Source organism: Bradyrhizobium sp. USDA 4506 (assembly GCF_054058795.1).
Genome location: NZ_JBSSBM010000002.1, coordinates 5182984 through 5200672, shown reverse-complemented (window position 1 = coordinate 5200672; position 17689 = coordinate 5182984). Strand labels below are relative to the sequence as shown.

General features: G+C 60.7%; 11 protein-coding genes. 7 read left to right on the top strand and 4 right to left on the bottom strand.

Annotated elements, in window-relative coordinates:
- Nucleotides 1–209 precede the first annotated feature (209 nt).
- From ACVIHF_RS26775 to ACVIHF_RS26765, 3 genes are all read left to right on the top strand, one after another.
- Nucleotides 210–512 carry a hypothetical protein gene (locus tag ACVIHF_RS26775; RefSeq protein ID WP_456792811.1) on the top strand — a complete coding sequence of 101 codons (303 nt, stop codon included), beginning with the start codon at nt 210–212 and terminating at the stop codon, nt 510–512.
- A 170-nt stretch (nt 513–682) separates the two neighbouring features.
- Nucleotides 683–2410: a hypothetical protein gene (locus ACVIHF_RS26770; RefSeq protein ID WP_456792810.1), complete on the top strand. Its 1728-nt coding sequence runs from the start codon at nt 683–685 to the stop codon at nt 2408–2410.
- 50 nt (nt 2411–2460) lie between these two features.
- Entirely contained in the window at nt 2461–2655 is a 195-nt protein-coding gene (locus tag ACVIHF_RS26765) for a helix-turn-helix domain-containing protein (protein ID WP_456792809.1), read from the top strand.
- A 719-nt stretch (nt 2656–3374) separates the two neighbouring features.
- On the opposite strand, the gene ACVIHF_RS26760 is transcribed toward ACVIHF_RS26765, so the two are convergent.
- Together ACVIHF_RS26760 and ACVIHF_RS26755 are read right to left on the bottom strand one after the other, a co-directional pair.
- The gene (locus ACVIHF_RS26760; RefSeq protein ID WP_456792808.1) at nt 3375–4397 is read right to left on the bottom strand and encodes a hypothetical protein; all 1023 of its coding nucleotides are present in this window, start codon (nt 4395–4397) and stop codon (nt 3375–3377) included.
- Nucleotides 4394–7258, bottom strand: coding sequence for a penicillin-binding protein 1A (locus tag ACVIHF_RS26755; RefSeq protein ID WP_316395695.1), 2865 nt, complete (start codon nt 7256–7258; stop codon nt 4394–4396). Before ACVIHF_RS26755 ends, ACVIHF_RS26760 begins: the two co-directional genes overlap by 4 nt.
- 190 nt (nt 7259–7448) lie before the next feature.
- Here ACVIHF_RS26755 and ACVIHF_RS26750 point away from each other — a divergent pair, with 190 nt between their 5' ends.
- From ACVIHF_RS26750 to ACVIHF_RS26735, 4 genes are all read left to right on the top strand, one after another.
- Nucleotides 7449–8021 carry a hypothetical protein gene (locus ACVIHF_RS26750; RefSeq protein ID WP_028343337.1) on the top strand — a complete coding sequence of 191 codons (573 nt, stop codon included), beginning with the start codon at nt 7449–7451 and terminating at the stop codon, nt 8019–8021.
- A gap of 457 nt (nt 8022–8478) precedes the next feature.
- Complete coding sequence (locus tag ACVIHF_RS26745; RefSeq protein ID WP_225160051.1) at nt 8479–11262, top strand: UPF0182 family membrane protein; 2784 nt, start codon at nt 8479–8481, stop codon at nt 11260–11262.
- Between the two features lie 534 nt (nt 11263–11796).
- Nucleotides 11797–12171: a hypothetical protein gene (locus tag ACVIHF_RS26740; RefSeq protein ID WP_253607196.1), complete on the top strand. Its 375-nt coding sequence runs from the start codon at nt 11797–11799 to the stop codon at nt 12169–12171.
- A gap of 127 nt (nt 12172–12298) precedes the next feature.
- Nucleotides 12299–13480, top strand: coding sequence for a radical SAM protein (locus ACVIHF_RS26735; RefSeq protein ID WP_456792807.1), 1182 nt, complete (start codon nt 12299–12301; stop codon nt 13478–13480).
- Between the two features lie 85 nt (nt 13481–13565).
- On the opposite strand, the gene fabF is transcribed toward ACVIHF_RS26735, so the two are convergent.
- Nucleotides 13566–14828: a beta-ketoacyl-ACP synthase II gene (fabF, locus tag ACVIHF_RS26730; protein ID WP_456792806.1), complete on the bottom strand. Its 1263-nt coding sequence runs from the start codon at nt 14826–14828 to the stop codon at nt 13566–13568.
- Between the two features lie 378 nt (nt 14829–15206).
- Nucleotides 15207–17516 carry a tetratricopeptide repeat protein gene (locus ACVIHF_RS26725; protein ID WP_456792805.1) on the bottom strand — a complete coding sequence of 770 codons (2310 nt, stop codon included), beginning with the start codon at nt 17514–17516 and terminating at the stop codon, nt 15207–15209.
- Nucleotides 17517–17689 lie beyond the last annotated feature (173 nt).

The following is a 17689-nucleotide window of genomic DNA, read 5'->3' as shown; positions in this document are numbered from 1 at the left end:
AGATCACCGATTTGCGACCGTGACCTGGCTCATTGAACGAGGTCGGGTAGGTTTTATATTCACACCAGCGGCGCTACCAATGCGCCATGGCTCCGTCACGATCCTGTGCGATTGTGCAACTGTACGGAGAGATGGTCATTGACCTCGCGCGTACAGGCTTGGTATTAACGCCACGTGAACACTTTCCCGCCACACTTCGATCCAGTCAGATGGGCAGCACCAACGATAAAATGAAGCGCCGGTTGAAGCCGCTCCCAAAGAGCAACGAGATGCGATCGCTCGCACTCGCGCTTGGCGCTGCTCGGGGCGACCCGGACATTTTGAAGTTGCTCGAGTCCAATCCAGACGCAGCAAAGCTGATTGGAAAGTACGCTGAACGCGCGCGCTCGTCGTTTGCGGCTGCGTATCCGGGGCAGACGCGGGAAAAGACAATCAGCAATGGCGATTGGGAACAAGCGGGCTACGCGGGCATCGCTGTATTGAACCGCGTCTTGGGACTTAAGAGCTCCTAGTACAATCGCCCCTCATTGCGGGGGCAGGGGGGATGAAGAGGAAACGCCGGTCACGCGCGAAGATTTCTCGCGCGTTCGCGACTGTTGGGAGTGAGCTGGAAAGAGTATTTCCCAAGGGGACTGATCCCGATACAGGTCGTTTGTCGTTGCCGCCGGCTCTACCAGCCGAAATGTTCGGCGCCGTGGCCCATTTGCTTGAGGCGTCAGGAGCTTACACTTACATCGTTGCTCCGTTCGCGCCGACAAGAGGTGCGACCAAGGTGAACTACGCTGGCGCAACCCAAGCACCCAGAGCGGCGCAACTGGATGCTTGGCGCAAGATCGGCAAGCGGTGGGCTTCCAATGTATTCAAGCGGCAGCCGGAGATCGACAAGCTCTGGGCGGAGCTATGGTCCCACCGCAACAAGCAGCTTGTTATTGGCCAAGCAACGCGACCCAGTCTCCCATGGTGGAAAGCTGCTCATGCGCTGCTGGTGATCGCCGACGAGGCAAGCATCAACTGTGGTTACGAGACATTCGCCGACGATGGCGCAGATCCGAATTGGGCAAACAAGCTCGCCTCGTATTTGCTGATTAATCGCACTGAAAAGCTACTGATTCCGTCAGGCCGTTTTCGGTCGGACGATCGGCATTTGAGCCGGCACGTAGCGCTCGACAGCTTGGCGGTCGATGCCTCTCGCGATGTTGTTCGCGTACTTCCAAAGGGGCGCACCACAGACGTGGGTTGCACCATGAGAACGCTGAGCCACAACCTGACTATGTTGCGTCCACATGGTCACCCGAATGTCTATTGGCATCATCAGTTATGGTCGAGCACTTCGGATCGACTGGACGATCTGGGCGTACTCCTCGTCCCGTTCCCCTACGATATGCCTGATGGCTGTTTCAAAGGAGATGTGCATAACGGTCCCGCGGACATGAAGTGGGGCAGATTTCGCGTAGAGCAAAAATGGCTCACTCCGAAAAAGAACAAGGTGGTCCGTGACGGCCATTGGAGCGATCCTAGTGCTCGTCGCTCATTCGTGGACTTCGTGAACGAACTTCTACTGCGGGCCGATGGTGATGTGCATGGCGTAGTTCTGCCCGAATATTCGCTCGACTGGGCTACGTATGACGAGCTTGTTAGGCATCTTCGTGACAAATGGCCGTCAATCGAATTCTTGATTGCTGGCGTTTCAGAGGACTGCAATAGGCGAAAGGGCAATCAGGTCGTCTTTTCTGTCATGCACGAAGAGCTGGGAAACCGGATCGCCGAGACGCACTCCAGGAGAAAGCATCATCGGTGGAGGGTCGACGACTCACAGATCCGGACCTACGGTCTTCAAGCTGATCTAAGTACGGACTGTATCTGGTGGGAATATCTCACGATTGAAGAACGGGTCCTCCATATCGATGTGTTTCGGTCTCAATCTGCATTTACCGCGGTGATCTGTGAGGACCTTGCGCGCGCGGATCCAGTCGTATCCGAAATCAGGTCTCTCGGACCGAACCTGATCTTTGCGCTTTTGATGGACGGCCCTCAAATAAAGAATCGCTGGCCCGGCCTGTACGCGACCAACTTGGCTGATGATCCTGGCTCTTCGGTTTTGACGCTGACTTCGTTCGCCCTTATCAAGCGCTCGAACGCCTCGTTAGGAAAAAACAAGCGCACGATTGCGCTATGGCGCAACAGGCCAACTAATGCTCCGTCGCGGGTCGACAAGGACTTTGTAGAACTCGATTTGGCGGATGATGCACAGGCGCTCGTCGTCAATCTGAGGAGTGCTCAAGCCGTCGACGTAACGATAGATGGTCGTCAGGATAGGAATACAACTGCGTGGCTGTACGAGAATGCGCGGCAAGTGAGCATTCCAAGCGACGAGATCACAGCCCGCGGCTGGCGCTGGATCGTTCCGTAGCATTGCCGCGATGCGTGTGCTCGGCGGAATATCGAGGAACGAAGACGCACATGCTCGCGCTCAAGCAACATATCTCCCAAGCTCAATTGAGTCAGTCACAAGCTGCCAAGCTATTCGGCGTGACGCAGCCCCGTATCTCCGATCTCACGCGGGGCAAGGTCGACGTCTTTGGCTTGGATGCCCTCGTGAATATGGCTGCAATGGCTGGTCTACGCGTTGAGATGCACCTGCGAAAGACAACGTGATCGTCTCCGAGCACCGTTTCCGAGGCTACGGGCCGCGTCGCCGGCCTTGTCCGTTCCCCAAGTGACGTGCCAGGACAAAGCCTTCCAAACCGAAAGCAGGACGAGATCGTCGGTTGGTCTCGCTTTGAGCGCCGTTTTGACCGGGCGAAGGCCTTCAGCGAAGTGCTTTGTCGATGCTTTCCGGGCTTCGTCGGGAACCTTGCTGTTGAACATGCCGATCGGATACCTGAAGGCATCTTCCAGTGAGGCCGCGGCACACACGCCGATCCTGACGTCGGAATTGAACAGCTGCTCGATGATGGCGCTCAGGCCACCTGCTCGAGTGTCGCTCCCATTTGAAGTCCACTCATTCGACAGTCATGGAAAAGTAGGCTGGGATCTTATGACTCTCACGCTCCAGTTTGGGTGGTCATTTTGAAACGCCTTGAAATACAATGAGGCGTGCCTTACCCAAACAGTTCCGTAAGGCATTGAGTTCGCGTTCTTATTTCAGTTCCCTAGGGAGCGCCAAATACGCGATATTCCACGACATTTTGCGATGTGAGTCCCGATCGGGAGTGTCAACCCGTCGATCGACTGATCTTGCAAGCGGTGGTGGGCAGCAGTCTTACCCCGGCTCGGTGACTGTTTGCCAGTTCTTCGGGGTTTCTTAGACGCCTGTCGACTGCAACGCGATTTGTCCATCTACCGGCGTCCATTCGTCGCCACACACGATTTGCTCATTCCCGCTCCATCATGTCGGCGATCGCCTTGATGCGGCTTCTGGCGTATTTCGGCAGGCCGGCGCTCAGCGAAGCGCCGCTGTTGAAGGAGCTCTTGCCCATCAGCAGTTGCGCGGGCACGAGGTTCCGCAGAATGGGTGTATTGCTGTATTCCCTTTGCTTGTTCAGCACGTCGTTCCTGACCGCAATCAGGATATAGACCGTTGCGATGGCGGCTTCCCGCTCGGTCGGATGCTGTTGCAGAACCGCGAGCAGCTTGCCGAACTGGATGACCTGGTTGACCCAAAAGATGTTCTGCTCGAGCGCGCTGGTGACTGTGGAATCGAGCCCTGTCAGGCTCGGCAGCTCGGCAAGGAGCGGCTGCGTGACCAACATGATCTCACTCTGGAACTCGATGAAATCCGGAATGGGCTTTTTGCTCTCCTCGCGCAGCTTGTTGGCAAGCTGAATGCCCGACGGAATTTTCCCTTCGAACATGTAGCGGGACTGCACGCAGATCGCCTTCGCGTCCTCGCACCAGCGGCGATTCGGCGGACGGTTGTGCGCGGCGCCCGCGTCCTTGTTGGGAACAGCATCGCCCGTCGTGATCGGCCGGTGCTTGACTGCCGGATCGATCTGCTCGAGGAACGCGACACTCGCATACCGCGACAGATCCATTGCCGCTGCCGATCTTGGAAGTCGAAACCGCGCCTCCGCCTGGTAGACCGAGAGCTTTAGCTTCGCTTGTTGGTTGAGCGTGGGCTCAACGAAGGTCGGGAAGAGCGAGAGGAAGCGCCGCTGAACCGGACGTGAGCGGGCCCAATCGTCGAAAGGAATGAGCCCGGTCGAGGAATCGGCGAGCTTGTCGTTGCGTTGGTCGGCGAAGATGACCGTGAGCGGTTTGATCTGCGTGATCGGAACGCTGGCGGCTCCGGGCACGTCCTCCAACTGGAATTCCTGCGCTTCCGCGCCCGTGCAGGCGGCCACGCAGGCGGCGATGAGGGCAGCGGCACGGTAGAGTCTCATGGCGTCAATGCTCAATTCAGCCGCCGCCAGAAATAATCGGGATCGACTCGAAGCGGCGGTCGCGGGAGGCGGTCCTCGTCATCGGGATATCCGCGCGAGGAGGGATATTCGCGCGGACCAAGACGCCAGGTCGGGAATGGAAATGGCGGCCGGTTATCGCCGTAAAGGCGGTTATCGTGGGACCACTGCTGGAATGGCCCGTCGTTTTCGTCCTGACCGCCACGATAGGCGTAGCGTTCTGCACGCGAGACAATCCGAAATCGCGAATCATTGATTCTGCCCGATGGATCCCTCTTCAAGTACTCGGTGAAAGCGCGCCCGGAGCCGGCCGATGCCGGATCGCCCGTATAAGGATCGATCGACAGAGCAACGAGCTGATGCATGGCTTCGCGCGAAGGGCCGTTCAACACCGTCCTCGGAGCGTGCAGCTCCCAGGCTGCCTGCACGATCGGCTCGAACATCGGCAGCGCTACTTTCGCTCCGGTCTGGCCGGGCCCAAGCGTGCGGCGCCCGCCGTCGCCGTTGTCGTAGCCGACCCAGATGGCGATGGTGACGTCATTTGTGAAACCGACGAACCAGGCATCTGCCGAATTATCAGTGGTACCAGTCTTGCCGCCGACATAGGGCGAGAGATGTTTTACCACGCGCGCGGTTCCGCGCGCGAGCACGCCCTGCAGCATTGACTTCAGCTGGTAAAACGATGCGCGGTCGGCGGGGCCGATCCAGGAGACCGCATGCGGATCGTGCTGGTAGACTGGGCGACCGTCCTGTTCGATCGTTTCGATCGCATGGGGCTGGGGTCGTGCGCCTTCGTTGGCGATCGCTGCATAGAACGCCGCAAGATCGATGAGCCGCACTGCTTGGGCACCGAGCACGAACGGATAGTGGCGCGTGCATTCTTTGTAGAGTTGCGCTTCCATCGCGACATCACAGACCCGGTCGAGGCCTCGCTCGGCGCTGTCGTCGAGACCGGTCGCGAGCAGTTGCACGGTGGCAAGATTCCGAGAGTTTTCCAGCGCATGCCGCAGTGTAATGGGGCCCATAGCGCCGCCGTCGTAGTTCTTCGGCGACCAGAAATCGCGCTGGCGCGCGTGAACCGTCGCCCCGATCGGCGCCAGCGTAATGGGTTCGTCCATCACCAGCGTGTTGGGCTGCAATCCCTTGCGAAGGGCGGCGAGGTAGGTCAGCGGCTTCAAGGTGGAGCCGGGCTGCCGCAGGCTCTGGACGACGCGGTTGAGCTGGCTTGCCGGATACGAAAAGCCGCCCGCCATCGCGAGAATGCGGCCGCTTTCGTTCCCGAGTACGAGCGCCGCTCCCTGCACGGTCGGTCGAATGCGCAGATCGGCAAGCGCCGCTTGCTTACCCTTGGCTTCGCGCACCTGTACGTAGACCACGTCGTACGGCTTGAGACCGCGCCGGATCGCGTTGCTCCAGGTGTTCAGCGGCAGGATGCTTCCGTCAGTCAGACCGACGTTGATCGCATGGCCGCGCTTGCCACGCGTATTCTCCAGGATGACCGCCGCTTCCCAGTGAACGTCATAGAGAGGTAGCCGCGTCGTCTTCAACGCCACGCGCCAAGCCGGTTCGGTGGCCCTCGGGTCTGCCGCAATCAGACGGACAGCATCGGAAATATTCGCTTCGGGTCCCTCAAATTTGTAACGACCGGTGTTCAGCTCGTACCGCGCGAGGCCCTCCTGCAATGTCGCTTCGACTACGCGCTGCAAGGCCGAGTTGACGGTCGAGCGCACCGTGTAGGAGGAATTGGTGAGAGTATCGAGGCCCGCGACCATCTTTGCCTCGCGGCCGATGTGATCGACGAAGTGAAAGCCGAAGTCCCGTCGCGTCGGCCGGTACTCCACGAACTGCGGCAATACTACTTGCGCCGCGGCGGCGTCGATCATGGCGTCGTCCTGCATGCGGCTCAGCACATAGGCAAGGCGCTCGCGCGCGCGCTCAGGGTGGTGGTCGGGATTGAAGTAATTCGGTCCCTTGGCGAGCCCGGCGAGCAGGGCGCCCTCGACTGCGGAGAGCGCCTTGGCTGGTTTGCCGAAATAGCTGCGCGCCGCCATCTCGATGCCCCAGGCTCCGCGACCGAGATAAATCGAGTTGAGATAGAGCTCGAGGATCTCTGCCTTGGTCAGGGCGCGCTCGATGCGCGAAGCAACGATCATTTCGCGCAGTTTTCTTTCGTAGGTGATGTCGTTGCCCACCAGCAGGTTCTTCGCGACCTGCTGCGTAATGGTCGAGCCGCCCTGCGGCCGGCCCGGCTGCGTGAAGTTGCCGATGAAGGCGCGGACCAGTCCGCGCTCGTCAATGCCGGTGTGTTGGAAGAAGCGCTTGTCCTCGGCGGCGATGAAAGCGTTGCGCACCGCTTCTGGGATATCCGCAAGCTTGACCCAGATGCGGCGATTGTTCGGCGCGTAAATCTCGGCAAGGCGCTGGCTCTTGTTGTCGAGGATGACGCTGGTGACAGGAAGCCTGAGGTCTTTAAGCTGCACGGCGTCGGGCAGATCCTTGACCGCGCTGTTGTAGAAAGCGATGACCTGACCGAGATCGACCGGAGAGCCTTCAACTTTTTCGACCTTGCAGAACTGCCTGTAGGCTACGTGGAGGTCGGCCAGATTCAGTCCTTTGAGTGCCCTGATCTCGCTGCTCAACGCTTCCTTGTCATCCATGGCAGTGGCAATCAGATCGTCCAGGTTGATGTCCTCGATGTCGAAAGCCTTGCGCATGTGGACGCAGCCGGCACTCAAAAGCTGCGCCACCTCGACGCGGTCGCGCACCGCATCGAACTCCGTCTTGACCCCATCCGGCCGGGTAGTGACCTGGCTGAAGGCAAGCGCCGTGGCGAAGATCTTGATGAGAATCGAGTCCATGACCTGCCGACGGTCGAAAAGCCGCCCCCGTAAGGTCCCGAACAATATTGAATAAGCCTGTATTGAGGAAAAAGTTCCCGAGGCGCCGCCGCCCGCTTCTCCGGGCCCTCAGCACTGCTCCGACCGGCCGCGCCGCGGAACCAACGCTGCGGCCAGCGCGTTTTAAAAAGTCCGTATTGGCAGCGCACCCATGAATGCCCCTCTTCCAGTCGTGCTTGCCGTGGCGCTCATCAGCGCCGCCATCGCCGCGATGCCTGCGGATGCTGCTTCTAGAAAAAGGAGCACCCGGGCTCTTGCCGCGGTCTCCCCTGCTGCCAGCGCCGCTCCCACGGACAGATTTTTTGCCTGCGACGTCCGGGTGCGAGACTATCTTCGCGAAGGCGGAGCGGTGGCACGGGTGACCAAGATCGAAGTGGACGATGCCCGACTGCAGTTGAACATTCATCATGAGTACGGGGAGGCGGGAAAGTCGGCTCGAAAATACCTCCGCGGTGACACTGAAGAAGAAATGCGCAAAAATCTGCGTGGAATATTGGATGAGTTCGCTGCGGCTGCGAAGGCGGCAACGGCTGGTCGCGCTTGGTATGTGATCGCTGCTCGCAAGGTCATGCCGGACACCCGCGACGGTTCGGGCGAGACCACGAGTCCGTGGACAGCCGTCGTCCTCGCGGATTTCGAAGGAAAATGCAGACCCATCACGTTCTTTCAGTCTGTCGACCGGAACAAGCTCGATGCTGAACTGAGCAAGAAATTGGATGAGTGAAGTTTTCCGCTTGAAGTGATTTGCAGTCGTAACAACGGCGCCTGGACGCCATGAGGCGCGGCGAGGTGCTCAACTGCCGTCGCCGTTGAGTTTGCGGCATTGGCGGCGAGGCGCGGCTTTCATAGGGTACGTTTGGGCAGCCGTTCTGAAGCGCTTTGAAAAGCAATAAGGCAGTTGCTGCCCAAACTTTTCTTTAACCCACTGAAATCACTCATTTCTGCCCCATCCCTAGGGAGCGCCAAATGTTCGCTATTCCACGACATTTTACGATACGGCTCCATTCGCCGGGAGCTTTCCTGCTCGACGACTGATTGATCACGCCGGCCGCCTGAGCAGTTGCCGCCTTGTGCTCATTTGCGTCCCGGTGACGCAGCTTCGAGCCCTCATCGCGCCTTGGCGGGCAATCCCCACCACGAAACAAGCGGCGGGCGTCCCTCGTTTCCGCTATGATGAAGCCATGACGATCGGGATTACCGGACCCGGCCGGAAAGGACCACGGCAAAGTGGCGTGGTCAGGCTGATCGTTGCGGCCATCGTCATCACGATTTGCCTGATCCTGCTCTCGTTCGCGAGCGACTTCCTGGTCGATTGGCTGTGGTTTTCATCGATCGGCTACCTACAGGTTTTCCTGACGGCGATCGGCGCCAAGGCAATCGTCTTTCTCTCCGTCTTCGCGGTGACCACCGTCGTCCTCTCGCTGAACGGAGTCCTGGCGGTGCTGTTTGCCATGCAGCAGCCGCTACAGAACCGAGTCGCCCCGGGGAAGGTCGCCGGTTTTACGGCGCCGCCCGATCCGTTCGTAGAGCTGCGCGACCAATTAGCCCGGCCGCGGTTTGTCGCGCTCGGTGCGGGCGTGCTCGCCGTGCTGGTTGCCGCAGGCGAAGTCGGCAATTGGAACATCTTCCTGCAGTTTCTCTACCACGTGCCCTACGGTGCGCAGGATCCGCTCTACAACAAGGACATCGGGTTCTATCTCTTTTCGCTACCCGCCTATATCGCGATCAAGAACTGGATGCTGCTGACAATTATCCTGGGCGCGCTGTTTGCCGGAGCGATCTACTGGGTGCGCGGCGACATCGAATACGATGTTCACAACCGTTCAATTTCGCCGACCGTGATCGCGCATGGCTCGGCGCTGATTGGCCTTCTGTTCGCGGTGAAAGCCTGGTCCTATGGGCTCGACCGCTATCTGCTGCTCTACGGCGACAATGGTGTCGTGGTCGGGGCGAGCTACACCGATGTCCATCTGGGGCTGCCGGCTCTGTGGTTGATGATCGGGCTTTCGATCATCGCGGCGCTCATCGCATGGGCCAATTTGCGGGCGTGCACCTACCGGCTTCTTGCCGCCGCGTTCATCCTCGTCGGCGTCGGCTCTGTCATGCTGTCGAGCCTCGTCCCTTCGCTTTTCCGGCACTTCGTCGTCAAGCCGACGGAGTTGGAGCTGGAGAAGCCCTACATCGAACGCAACATTGCGCTCACCAGGCAGGCCTACAATCTCGACCGGATCGCAACCAAGCCGTTTGCCGCTGAACAGAGGCTGACCTTCAAGACGCTGGAAGCGAACAAGGCGACCATCGACAACATCCGGCTGTGGGACTGGCTGCCGCTGTCGAATACCTACGCGCAGCTGCAGGAGATCCGTACCTATTACAAATTCCACGATCTTGACGTCGATCGCTATTGGCTCGACGGCTCCTACCAGAGCGTGATGCTCTCGGCCCGCGAACTCCGGGCCTCCCTGCTGCCGGCGAACGCCCAGACCTGGGTCAACCGCCACGTGCTGTTTACGCACGGCAACGGCGCAGTGATGAGCCCGGTCACCCGCAAGAGCACGGAAGGACTGCCGTTCTTCTATTTGCGCGATATTCCGCCCGTTGCCGACGGTGGCCCCAGGATCGACGAACCGCGCATCTATTTCGGCGAAGAGAGCGACGACTACGTCATCGTCAAGGCCAGCATCCCGGAGTTCGATTATCCGAAGGGGAAGGACAACGTCTATGCGGCCTATGACGGCAGCGGCGGTGTGCCGATCGGAGCATTGGGATGGAGAACGCTGTTCGCCTACTACTTCAACGACGCGAATCTGGTCCTCTCAAGCTATATCACGGCCGACAGCCGGATCATGATCCGGCGCAACATTACGGAACGGGTGCGCACGATCGCCCCATTCCTCAGGCTCGATCATGATCCCTATCTGGTCGTCAGCAACGGTCGGCTGTTCTGGATGCAGGATGCCTACACCACGAGCTCCTATTTCCCCTCAGCGCAGCCCGTGCCGGAGCTCGATCTCAACTACATCAGGAATTCGGTGAAAATTGTCGTCGATGCCTATAACGGGACGGTCGATTTTTACCTGATCGACCCAAGCGACCCCATTGCAGCGACCTACCAGCGCATCTTCCCGGACCTGTTCAAGCCGTTCATGGCCATGCCGGCGGATTTGCAGAAGCATATCCGCTATCCGGAGAATCTGTTCCTGATCCAGGCGCGGCTGTATCAGACCTACCACATGGAGCAGGCCGAAATATTCTACAACCGCGAGGACTTCTGGCAGTTTCCGCGACAGCCGGGCGGCGACGGCACTTCGGTGATGACCCCCTATTACATCATCATGCGGCTGCCCGGCGAGCCGCAGGCCGAGTTCTTCCTGATGCTTCCCATGGTACCGAGCCGTCGCGACAATATGATCGCGTGGCTCGCGGCGCGTTGCGACGCCCCCGACTACGGCAAGCTGATTGTCTACGAGTTCCCCAAGGACAAGCTTGTCTACGGGCCGTTTCAGATCGAGGCACGGATCAATCAGAATACCGAGATCTCGCAACAACTCACGCTGTGGAATCAGATGGGCTCGCGGGTGATACGCGGTGCGAACCTGCTGGTGATCCCGATCGAGAACTCGATCCTTTATGTCTCGCCGCTCTATTTGCGCGCCGAGCTTGGACACCTGCCGGAGCTGAAACGCGTGATCGCGGCCTACGGTGAGCACGTCGTGATGAAGGAGACGCTCGCTGACGCCCTGGCCGCGTTGTTCGCGGAGCCCGGTGCGGTGCCGGCGGTTTCAAACGCAACGGAAACGGTGTCCCCTGCGGGCGGGACGGCGAGCCCGGCGCAGCAGGCGCTCGATCACTACAATCAGGCGATGGAGCGATTGAAGGCGGGAGACTGGAAAGGTTTCGGTACCCAGTTCGATGCCCTGCGCGAGCCCCTTGAGGAAATGAACCGACGCTCCGCCGGTCACTAGAGCATGATCCGGAAAAGCGTGTAGCGGTTGTCCGAAAAGATCGTGTCAAATCAAAGGGCCAGAGCGGGATGACGGTCGAAGAAAAGTCATCGCGCTCCAATGGGCTCGGGGAATTGTGAGTGCGGACGCACGCCTCAATCGGGTATTGTTAAAGGTCGCATTGCAATTTCAATCACATAAGAGTTCGCAGTTTCGTTCCGATTGGCGCGCCATTGAGCCCTCATCCGCAAACCCGGAACTGACCCGCTTCGGCACGCAAAAGCGGCCATTTCGAGCGCATGCCTGCGGCTCCCGATTCAGATTGCGGTGCCGTTGGCCGCGATCACATTCGTGAACGATTGCGCAGGTCTTTCGGAACGGGCTCGCGCGAGAGCGTGCCTTGGTCGTTCGCCCCTCGCGAACTGATCGGCGCAGCATCAGACGCGATAGCTAGACTCCGCTGCAAATCCGCTGCTATACTTTCAGTTGCTCGACCGGCGTAAGGCACGCGCCGACATTTCGTTTGATTGCGATATCGCGAAAAGGAGCTCGACGATGGCGATCACGCTGACGGTCTTGGCGAGCCTGCTGCAACTGCACGGGCCGGGTGCGACAATCGAAAGCGATCATCAGGGTATCGACGCATTGCTGAGTGGTGTGCGCGAGCAGAGCCTTCAGGAACAGGGCGCTCAGGAACAGAGTCCTCAAGAACAGAGCGCTCAGGACGTCTTGCAGCTGGGGGTGGTTTCCGAACAGCCTCAGGCAACTCAGGTCTATTTCAGGCGCGGGGCCTTTGCCAGGGGGCCCTATGCGGGCGGCTTTCGCAGGGGCGGCGGCTACTATCCGGGCGCCGGCGCATTTCGCAGGGCCGGCGGATATTATCCCGGAGCAGGCGCGTTCCGACGAGGTGGCTTCGTCAGGGGCTACTAGAGCATGATCCGGAAAAGTGGAAACCGGTTTTCCGAAATGATCATGCTCAAACAAACAGATGAGATCATGATGCGATTCCGTGGAAACGCATCATGATCTAGCCCGATCGCAGCTTGCTGGTATCCGCATGTCGGTTGACGCTTCAAATTCCGTCGCGTTCCAGGAGCAGCCGATCACGCAGTTGCTGGTCAAGGTCGCGGCGAGGTGCAACATCGATTGCTCCTATTGCTACTGGTTTCGCGATGCGGCCGTCTACGACAAGCCCAAGCTGATGAGTGCGGAGGTGCTGCAACAGCTGTTGCTGCGCCTCGAACAGCACGTCGCCAGATACTCCCTCGTCGACTTTCCCGTGATCCTGCACGGCGGTGAGCCGCTGCTTTGGGGTGTCGATAATTTTCACCGTTTTGCGGAGGGCTGCGAGGGCATTTCATCCCGGACCGGCTGCGAGATCCCGATCGCGGTGACGACCAACGGCGTGCTGATCGATGATGAATGGCTCGACTGCTTCGAGGCCCGCAATATTTCGGTGGCGATCAGCATCGACGGGCCGGCACATATTCACGACGCTCACCGCAAGACGTTTCAGGGGACCGGCACCCATGCCGCCGTGGAACGCGCCGCCCGCATGCTGGTATCGCGCGACATCGGCGTGATCGCCCTCGCGGTTTGCAACCCGGCCTACGCGCCGCAGGAGTACGCGGATTTTTTCGCGGCGTGCGGCATCGCCAACTACGACATCATGATTCCCGACGCGACGGTGGACGAGAAGCCGTCGTCCATTGCGCCGTTCTATAACGGCCTTTTCGACCTGTGGCTGGAAGCCAATCGCACGACGCCGACATCGAATGTCCGCATCATTTCCGACATGGTCGCGGCCCTGATCGGCAACAACGCGCCGACCGAAGGTGTCGGCCACAAGCCGGTCGAGCTTTGCACGGTCATGACCGACGGCACGGTGGAGGCCCATGACGTGTTGCGGATTGCGGGTGACGGTTTCACCAACACGCGGTTCAACATCTTCGATCATGCGATCGACGACGTCAGGACCGAGCCGCGCTGGAAAGCCGCACGCGATGCGTCGGTCAATCTTTGCGAGAAATGTCGGCAGTGCAAGTTCATGAACGCCTGCGGCGGAGGCTATCTTCCGCACCGCTTCTCCACCAAGAACGGTTTCGACAATCCGTCGGTTTATTGCGACGATCTCTATTCGATGTTCGAGAACATGCAATCCGTGCTGGAACGTCATCTCTACGTCCGCAAGCAGGACGGGGAACGGATTGGCGTGCGCAACGCAGCGGCGGACGGTTAGGCAATTCGAATCAATCGGCAGTTCCGCTTTTGTAGATGACGCGGCACGCGCGGTATCTGTCCATTGCGCGCAAAGCCCGACCGTCTCAGGACCACCGTCGAAACACCAGGCTGGCGTTGACGCCGCCAAATCCAAAACCGTTCGAGATCGCGTGTTCGATCGCCATCGGCCGCGCGACGTTCGCGACGAGATCAATGCCCTGTGCAGCGGAATCGGCGTTCTCCAGATTGAGCGTCGGCGGCGCGACCTGGTCGCGCAGCGCCAGGATCGTGAAGATCGCCTCGATGCCGCCGGCGGCGCCGAGCAGATGTCCGGTCGCCGACTTGGTGGCGCTGACGGCAATTCCTCCCGCGCGCCCGAACACGCGCTTGATCGCCTCCAGCTCGGAGAGATCGCCGACCGGCGTCGATGTCGAGTGCGCGTTGAGATGCTGGACCTCGCCGGGCCGCAGCCCGGCCTGCTGCAGCGCCGCCTCCATCGCGCGCCGGGCGCCGTCGCCGTCTTCGGGGCCTGCGGTGATGTGATAGGCGTCCGCCGTCGTGCCGTAGCCGATGAGCTCGGCGATCGGCTTCGCGCCGCGCCGAAGCGCGTGTTCGAGCTCCTCGATGACGAGCACGCCTGCGCCTTCGCCCATGACGAAGCCGTCGCGGTCGCGGTCGAACGGTCGCGACGCCCGCGCCGGCGTGTCGTTGAACGACGTCGACAACGCCCGCGCCGCCGCAAAGCCGCCGAGGCTCACCGGATCGATGCAGGCCTCCGCACCGCCGCAGATCGCAATGTCGGCTTCGCCTGATCTGATCAGGCGCGCGCCGTCGCCGATCGCCTGAACGCTCGCGGCGCACGCGGTCACCGGCGCGCCGATCGGCCCCTTGTAGCCGTACCGGATGCTGATCTGCCCGGCCGCGAGATTGGCCAGGAAGGATGGAATGGTGAACGGCGACAGCCGGCGCAGGCCGCTCTTCTCCGCGGTGCGCACGGCGTCCGCGATCGCGGGAAACCCGCCGATCCCGGATGCGATCACGGTGGCGGTGCGCTGCTGCGCCTGCGCCTCGACCGGCATCCAGCCGGCCTGCGCCACCGCTTCCGACGCGGCCAGCAGCGCGAACAGGATGAACCGGTCCATCTTCTTCTGGTCCTTGCGCGGGGCCGCCAGGTCGGGATCGAACCCGCCCTCGGCATCCCCAGCCTTGTCGGCAACCTGTCCTGCGACGCGCCCCGGCAGCGCCGCCGCCCACTCCGGCAATGCCGTAAGCCCGGAATGCCCCGCCAGCAGCCTCGACCACACCAGTTCGGTGCCACAGCCCAGCGGAGCCACCGTCCCCAGGCCCGTCACAACAATTCGACGCATGGCTCTCCTGTCGCGCCCTTGGTGCGAACCGGCTTGGCCGGGATTCGAACCTGCCCGGGCGTCGGGTCGTTATATGATGCTTGTCATCTATTGTCCCGACCGGCCGGCCGTCAAGGGATTGACTTCGCTCTCAACGCTCCGTTCGTCTGACGGGGGACGTGGCCGTCTCAAGGCTGGAACAAGGGGTTGATGAGCGACTGCAGCTAGTGTGCTGAATGCGAAGTTCGTGCGATTTCGCGGCAGCCACTTTCACGAACTTCGCATTCATAAAGCACATTAGAATCATAAGTTTGCTAGTGTCCTTATCGAATCCGAAGTTCGCTCCGAAGGTGCGGCAAATGATGCGAACTTCGGATTCGGGACACTAGCCGGCAACGATCACGCCGGGACGACGATATGGTCCGGCGCAATGCCCGCCCGGTGACGCTCATACATCGCGGTGTAGGCGGCCTCGATATGCCTAGTGAAACGTTTGGTATCGAACAACGGCGCCGTCAGCCGGTTGGCCGCCAGCCTGGTTCTGAGCGCCGCGAGCCTCGAAGGATGGGTCGCAAGATCGACCGCCATGCGCTCATAAGCTTCTGGCGATTCCGCAACAAGCTCGGGCAGGCCGACCGCATGGAGCAAGCTCGCCGCGACCCGGCTGGCAAACGTGTCGCCGAGAATGGTCAGCACCGGCAGGCCGGCCCATAGCGCATCGCTGGCGGTGGTGTGGGCATTGTAGGGCGTGCTGTCGAGGAACAGGCCGGCGAGGCGGTGGCGTGCGAGATGGTCGGGTAGCGACATACGCGGCGCGAACACAAGGCGCTCCGCAGCGACGCCACGCGCGACCGCCTCCTTGCGCAAATTTGCGGCGGAGTCGGCGTTGGCTTCGAGGAGCCACAACATGCTGCCCTCGACGCGGCCGAGAATCCTCATCCACCGGTCGAACATGTCAGGCGTGATCTTGTAGTTGTTGTTGAAGCAGCAGAACACGAAGCCCGTCGGCGCCAGCCCGACGTCGCCGCGCGTGAACACGCGATCGGCAATGACGCGTTTGTCGTCGTTGGCCTGATAGCTGTCGGGCAGGGCGACCACCTTTTCGCTGTAGAATTCGCGATGGTGGTCCGGGATCACGATGCGATCGGCGATGATGTAGTCGATGAACGGGGCGCCGAGTGTTCCCGGATAGCCCAGGTAATTGACCTGGATGGGGGCGGGCCGGCGGCCAAGGACTCTGGTGCGGGATCCCCCGGTAAAGCCTTTCAGATCAACCAGGATGTCGATCTCCAATCGTCTGATCAGGTCGGCGACCTCATCGTCGTTGATGTCCCGGACCTCGACAAATCGATCGAACGACGCCTCCAGCCGTCGACGCATCTCCGAGGGGTCGCTGGGCGACCATGAGATTGCCACCGTCTCGAATTTCGACCGGTCGTGGCACTCGAACATCCCTGCCATCAAGAGCGATGTCGCGTGGTTGCAGAAATCCGACGAGAAATAGCCGATGCGAATTCGATCGTGATCGTAGCGCTCGCCCCGCCAGCGCTGGCTTGCGGACGGCGGATGATTCTTCGCGGTCCATCGCGTGGCGCATAGCAGTTGGTCGGCGGTCGATGAAGGAACGCTACAAAACAGGAATGGCGGCGTCGTCGCGTTCCGAGTCCTGATCGACTCGATAAGTCGGTCGCGCTCGGCGTCAAAGTCGGTCCAGTCGCACATGTGGGATTTGGCGTGCAGGCGATAGCCTTCGATCTCCGCCTGGTCCGGTTTGAGCGCGACGGCCTTGTCATAGGCGGCGAGTGCCTCCAGGTAGCGCGCCAGAGTGGACAGAACCTTGCCGCGGTTGGCGTAGGCAGCCGCATCGTCGCCCTTGTGCTGGATCGACTTGTCGATGCTGGCGAGCGCGGCCTCATGATGCCTGAGCCTGAACAGCGCCGAGCCGCGGTTGTTGTAGGCCTCGGCATAGTCGGGCTGCAGCGCGATCGCCTTGTCGTAACTCGCGATTGCCTCTTCGAGACGATCCAGTTCGATCAGCACGTTGCCGCGATTGTAGCACGCACCGGCGATTCCCGGGGCCCGGTCGTAGCTCGCGAGCGCATCATCGAACCTTTTGAGGTCGTTGAGCACGTTGCCGCGATCGTTGTGCGCACCGGCATCGTTGGGCTTGAGTGCAATCGCCCTGTCCAGGCTCGCCAGCGCCTCCTCGGGCCGCTGCAGCTTTCTCAGCGCGGCGCCCCTGTTGCGATGGGCATCCGCATGGTCAGGTACGAGCGCGGTCACGCGATCGAAGCTTGCGAGCGCCTCCTCGTGGCGTCCAAGGTCCGCGAGCGTGATTCCGCGATTATAGAGCGCCGGCGCAAGGTTTTGCTTGAGCGCGACCGCCCTGTCGAAGCTCGCGAGCGCTTCGTCGAAGCGACGCAACGCGCGCAGCGCATTGCCGAGGTTGCTGTGCGCGTCCGCGACGTTGCCGTTGAGCCTGATCGCGCGCCGGATCAGGTCGACGCCGCGCTCGCTACGGCCGGTCTGCGCGGAAATCAGGCCGAGCAGATGCAGCGCATCGAAGTTGTCCGGCTGCTGTCGGAGCATGTCTTCATAGATCTTTTCTGCTGCCGCCAACTGACCCCGCTGATGCAGCGCGACCGCCTGCGCGAAGGCGCGCTGCAAGTCGGTCGAACTGGATTTTTGAAATTCACCTGTTTCGGGCATCAGACGTCTTCACGCGCTCCGTGTCCGGTCCTGGCCTCACGCCGGCGGACATGTCGCATCCTGTGCCCGCGATATGGATCGCCCGTTGATTAAAGCTTGAAAACTGGCAGATCGTCCTCGATTGCGCAACGGCCTCCAGAAACAGCTCCGCGAATAGTCGGGCTGAAGCGGAT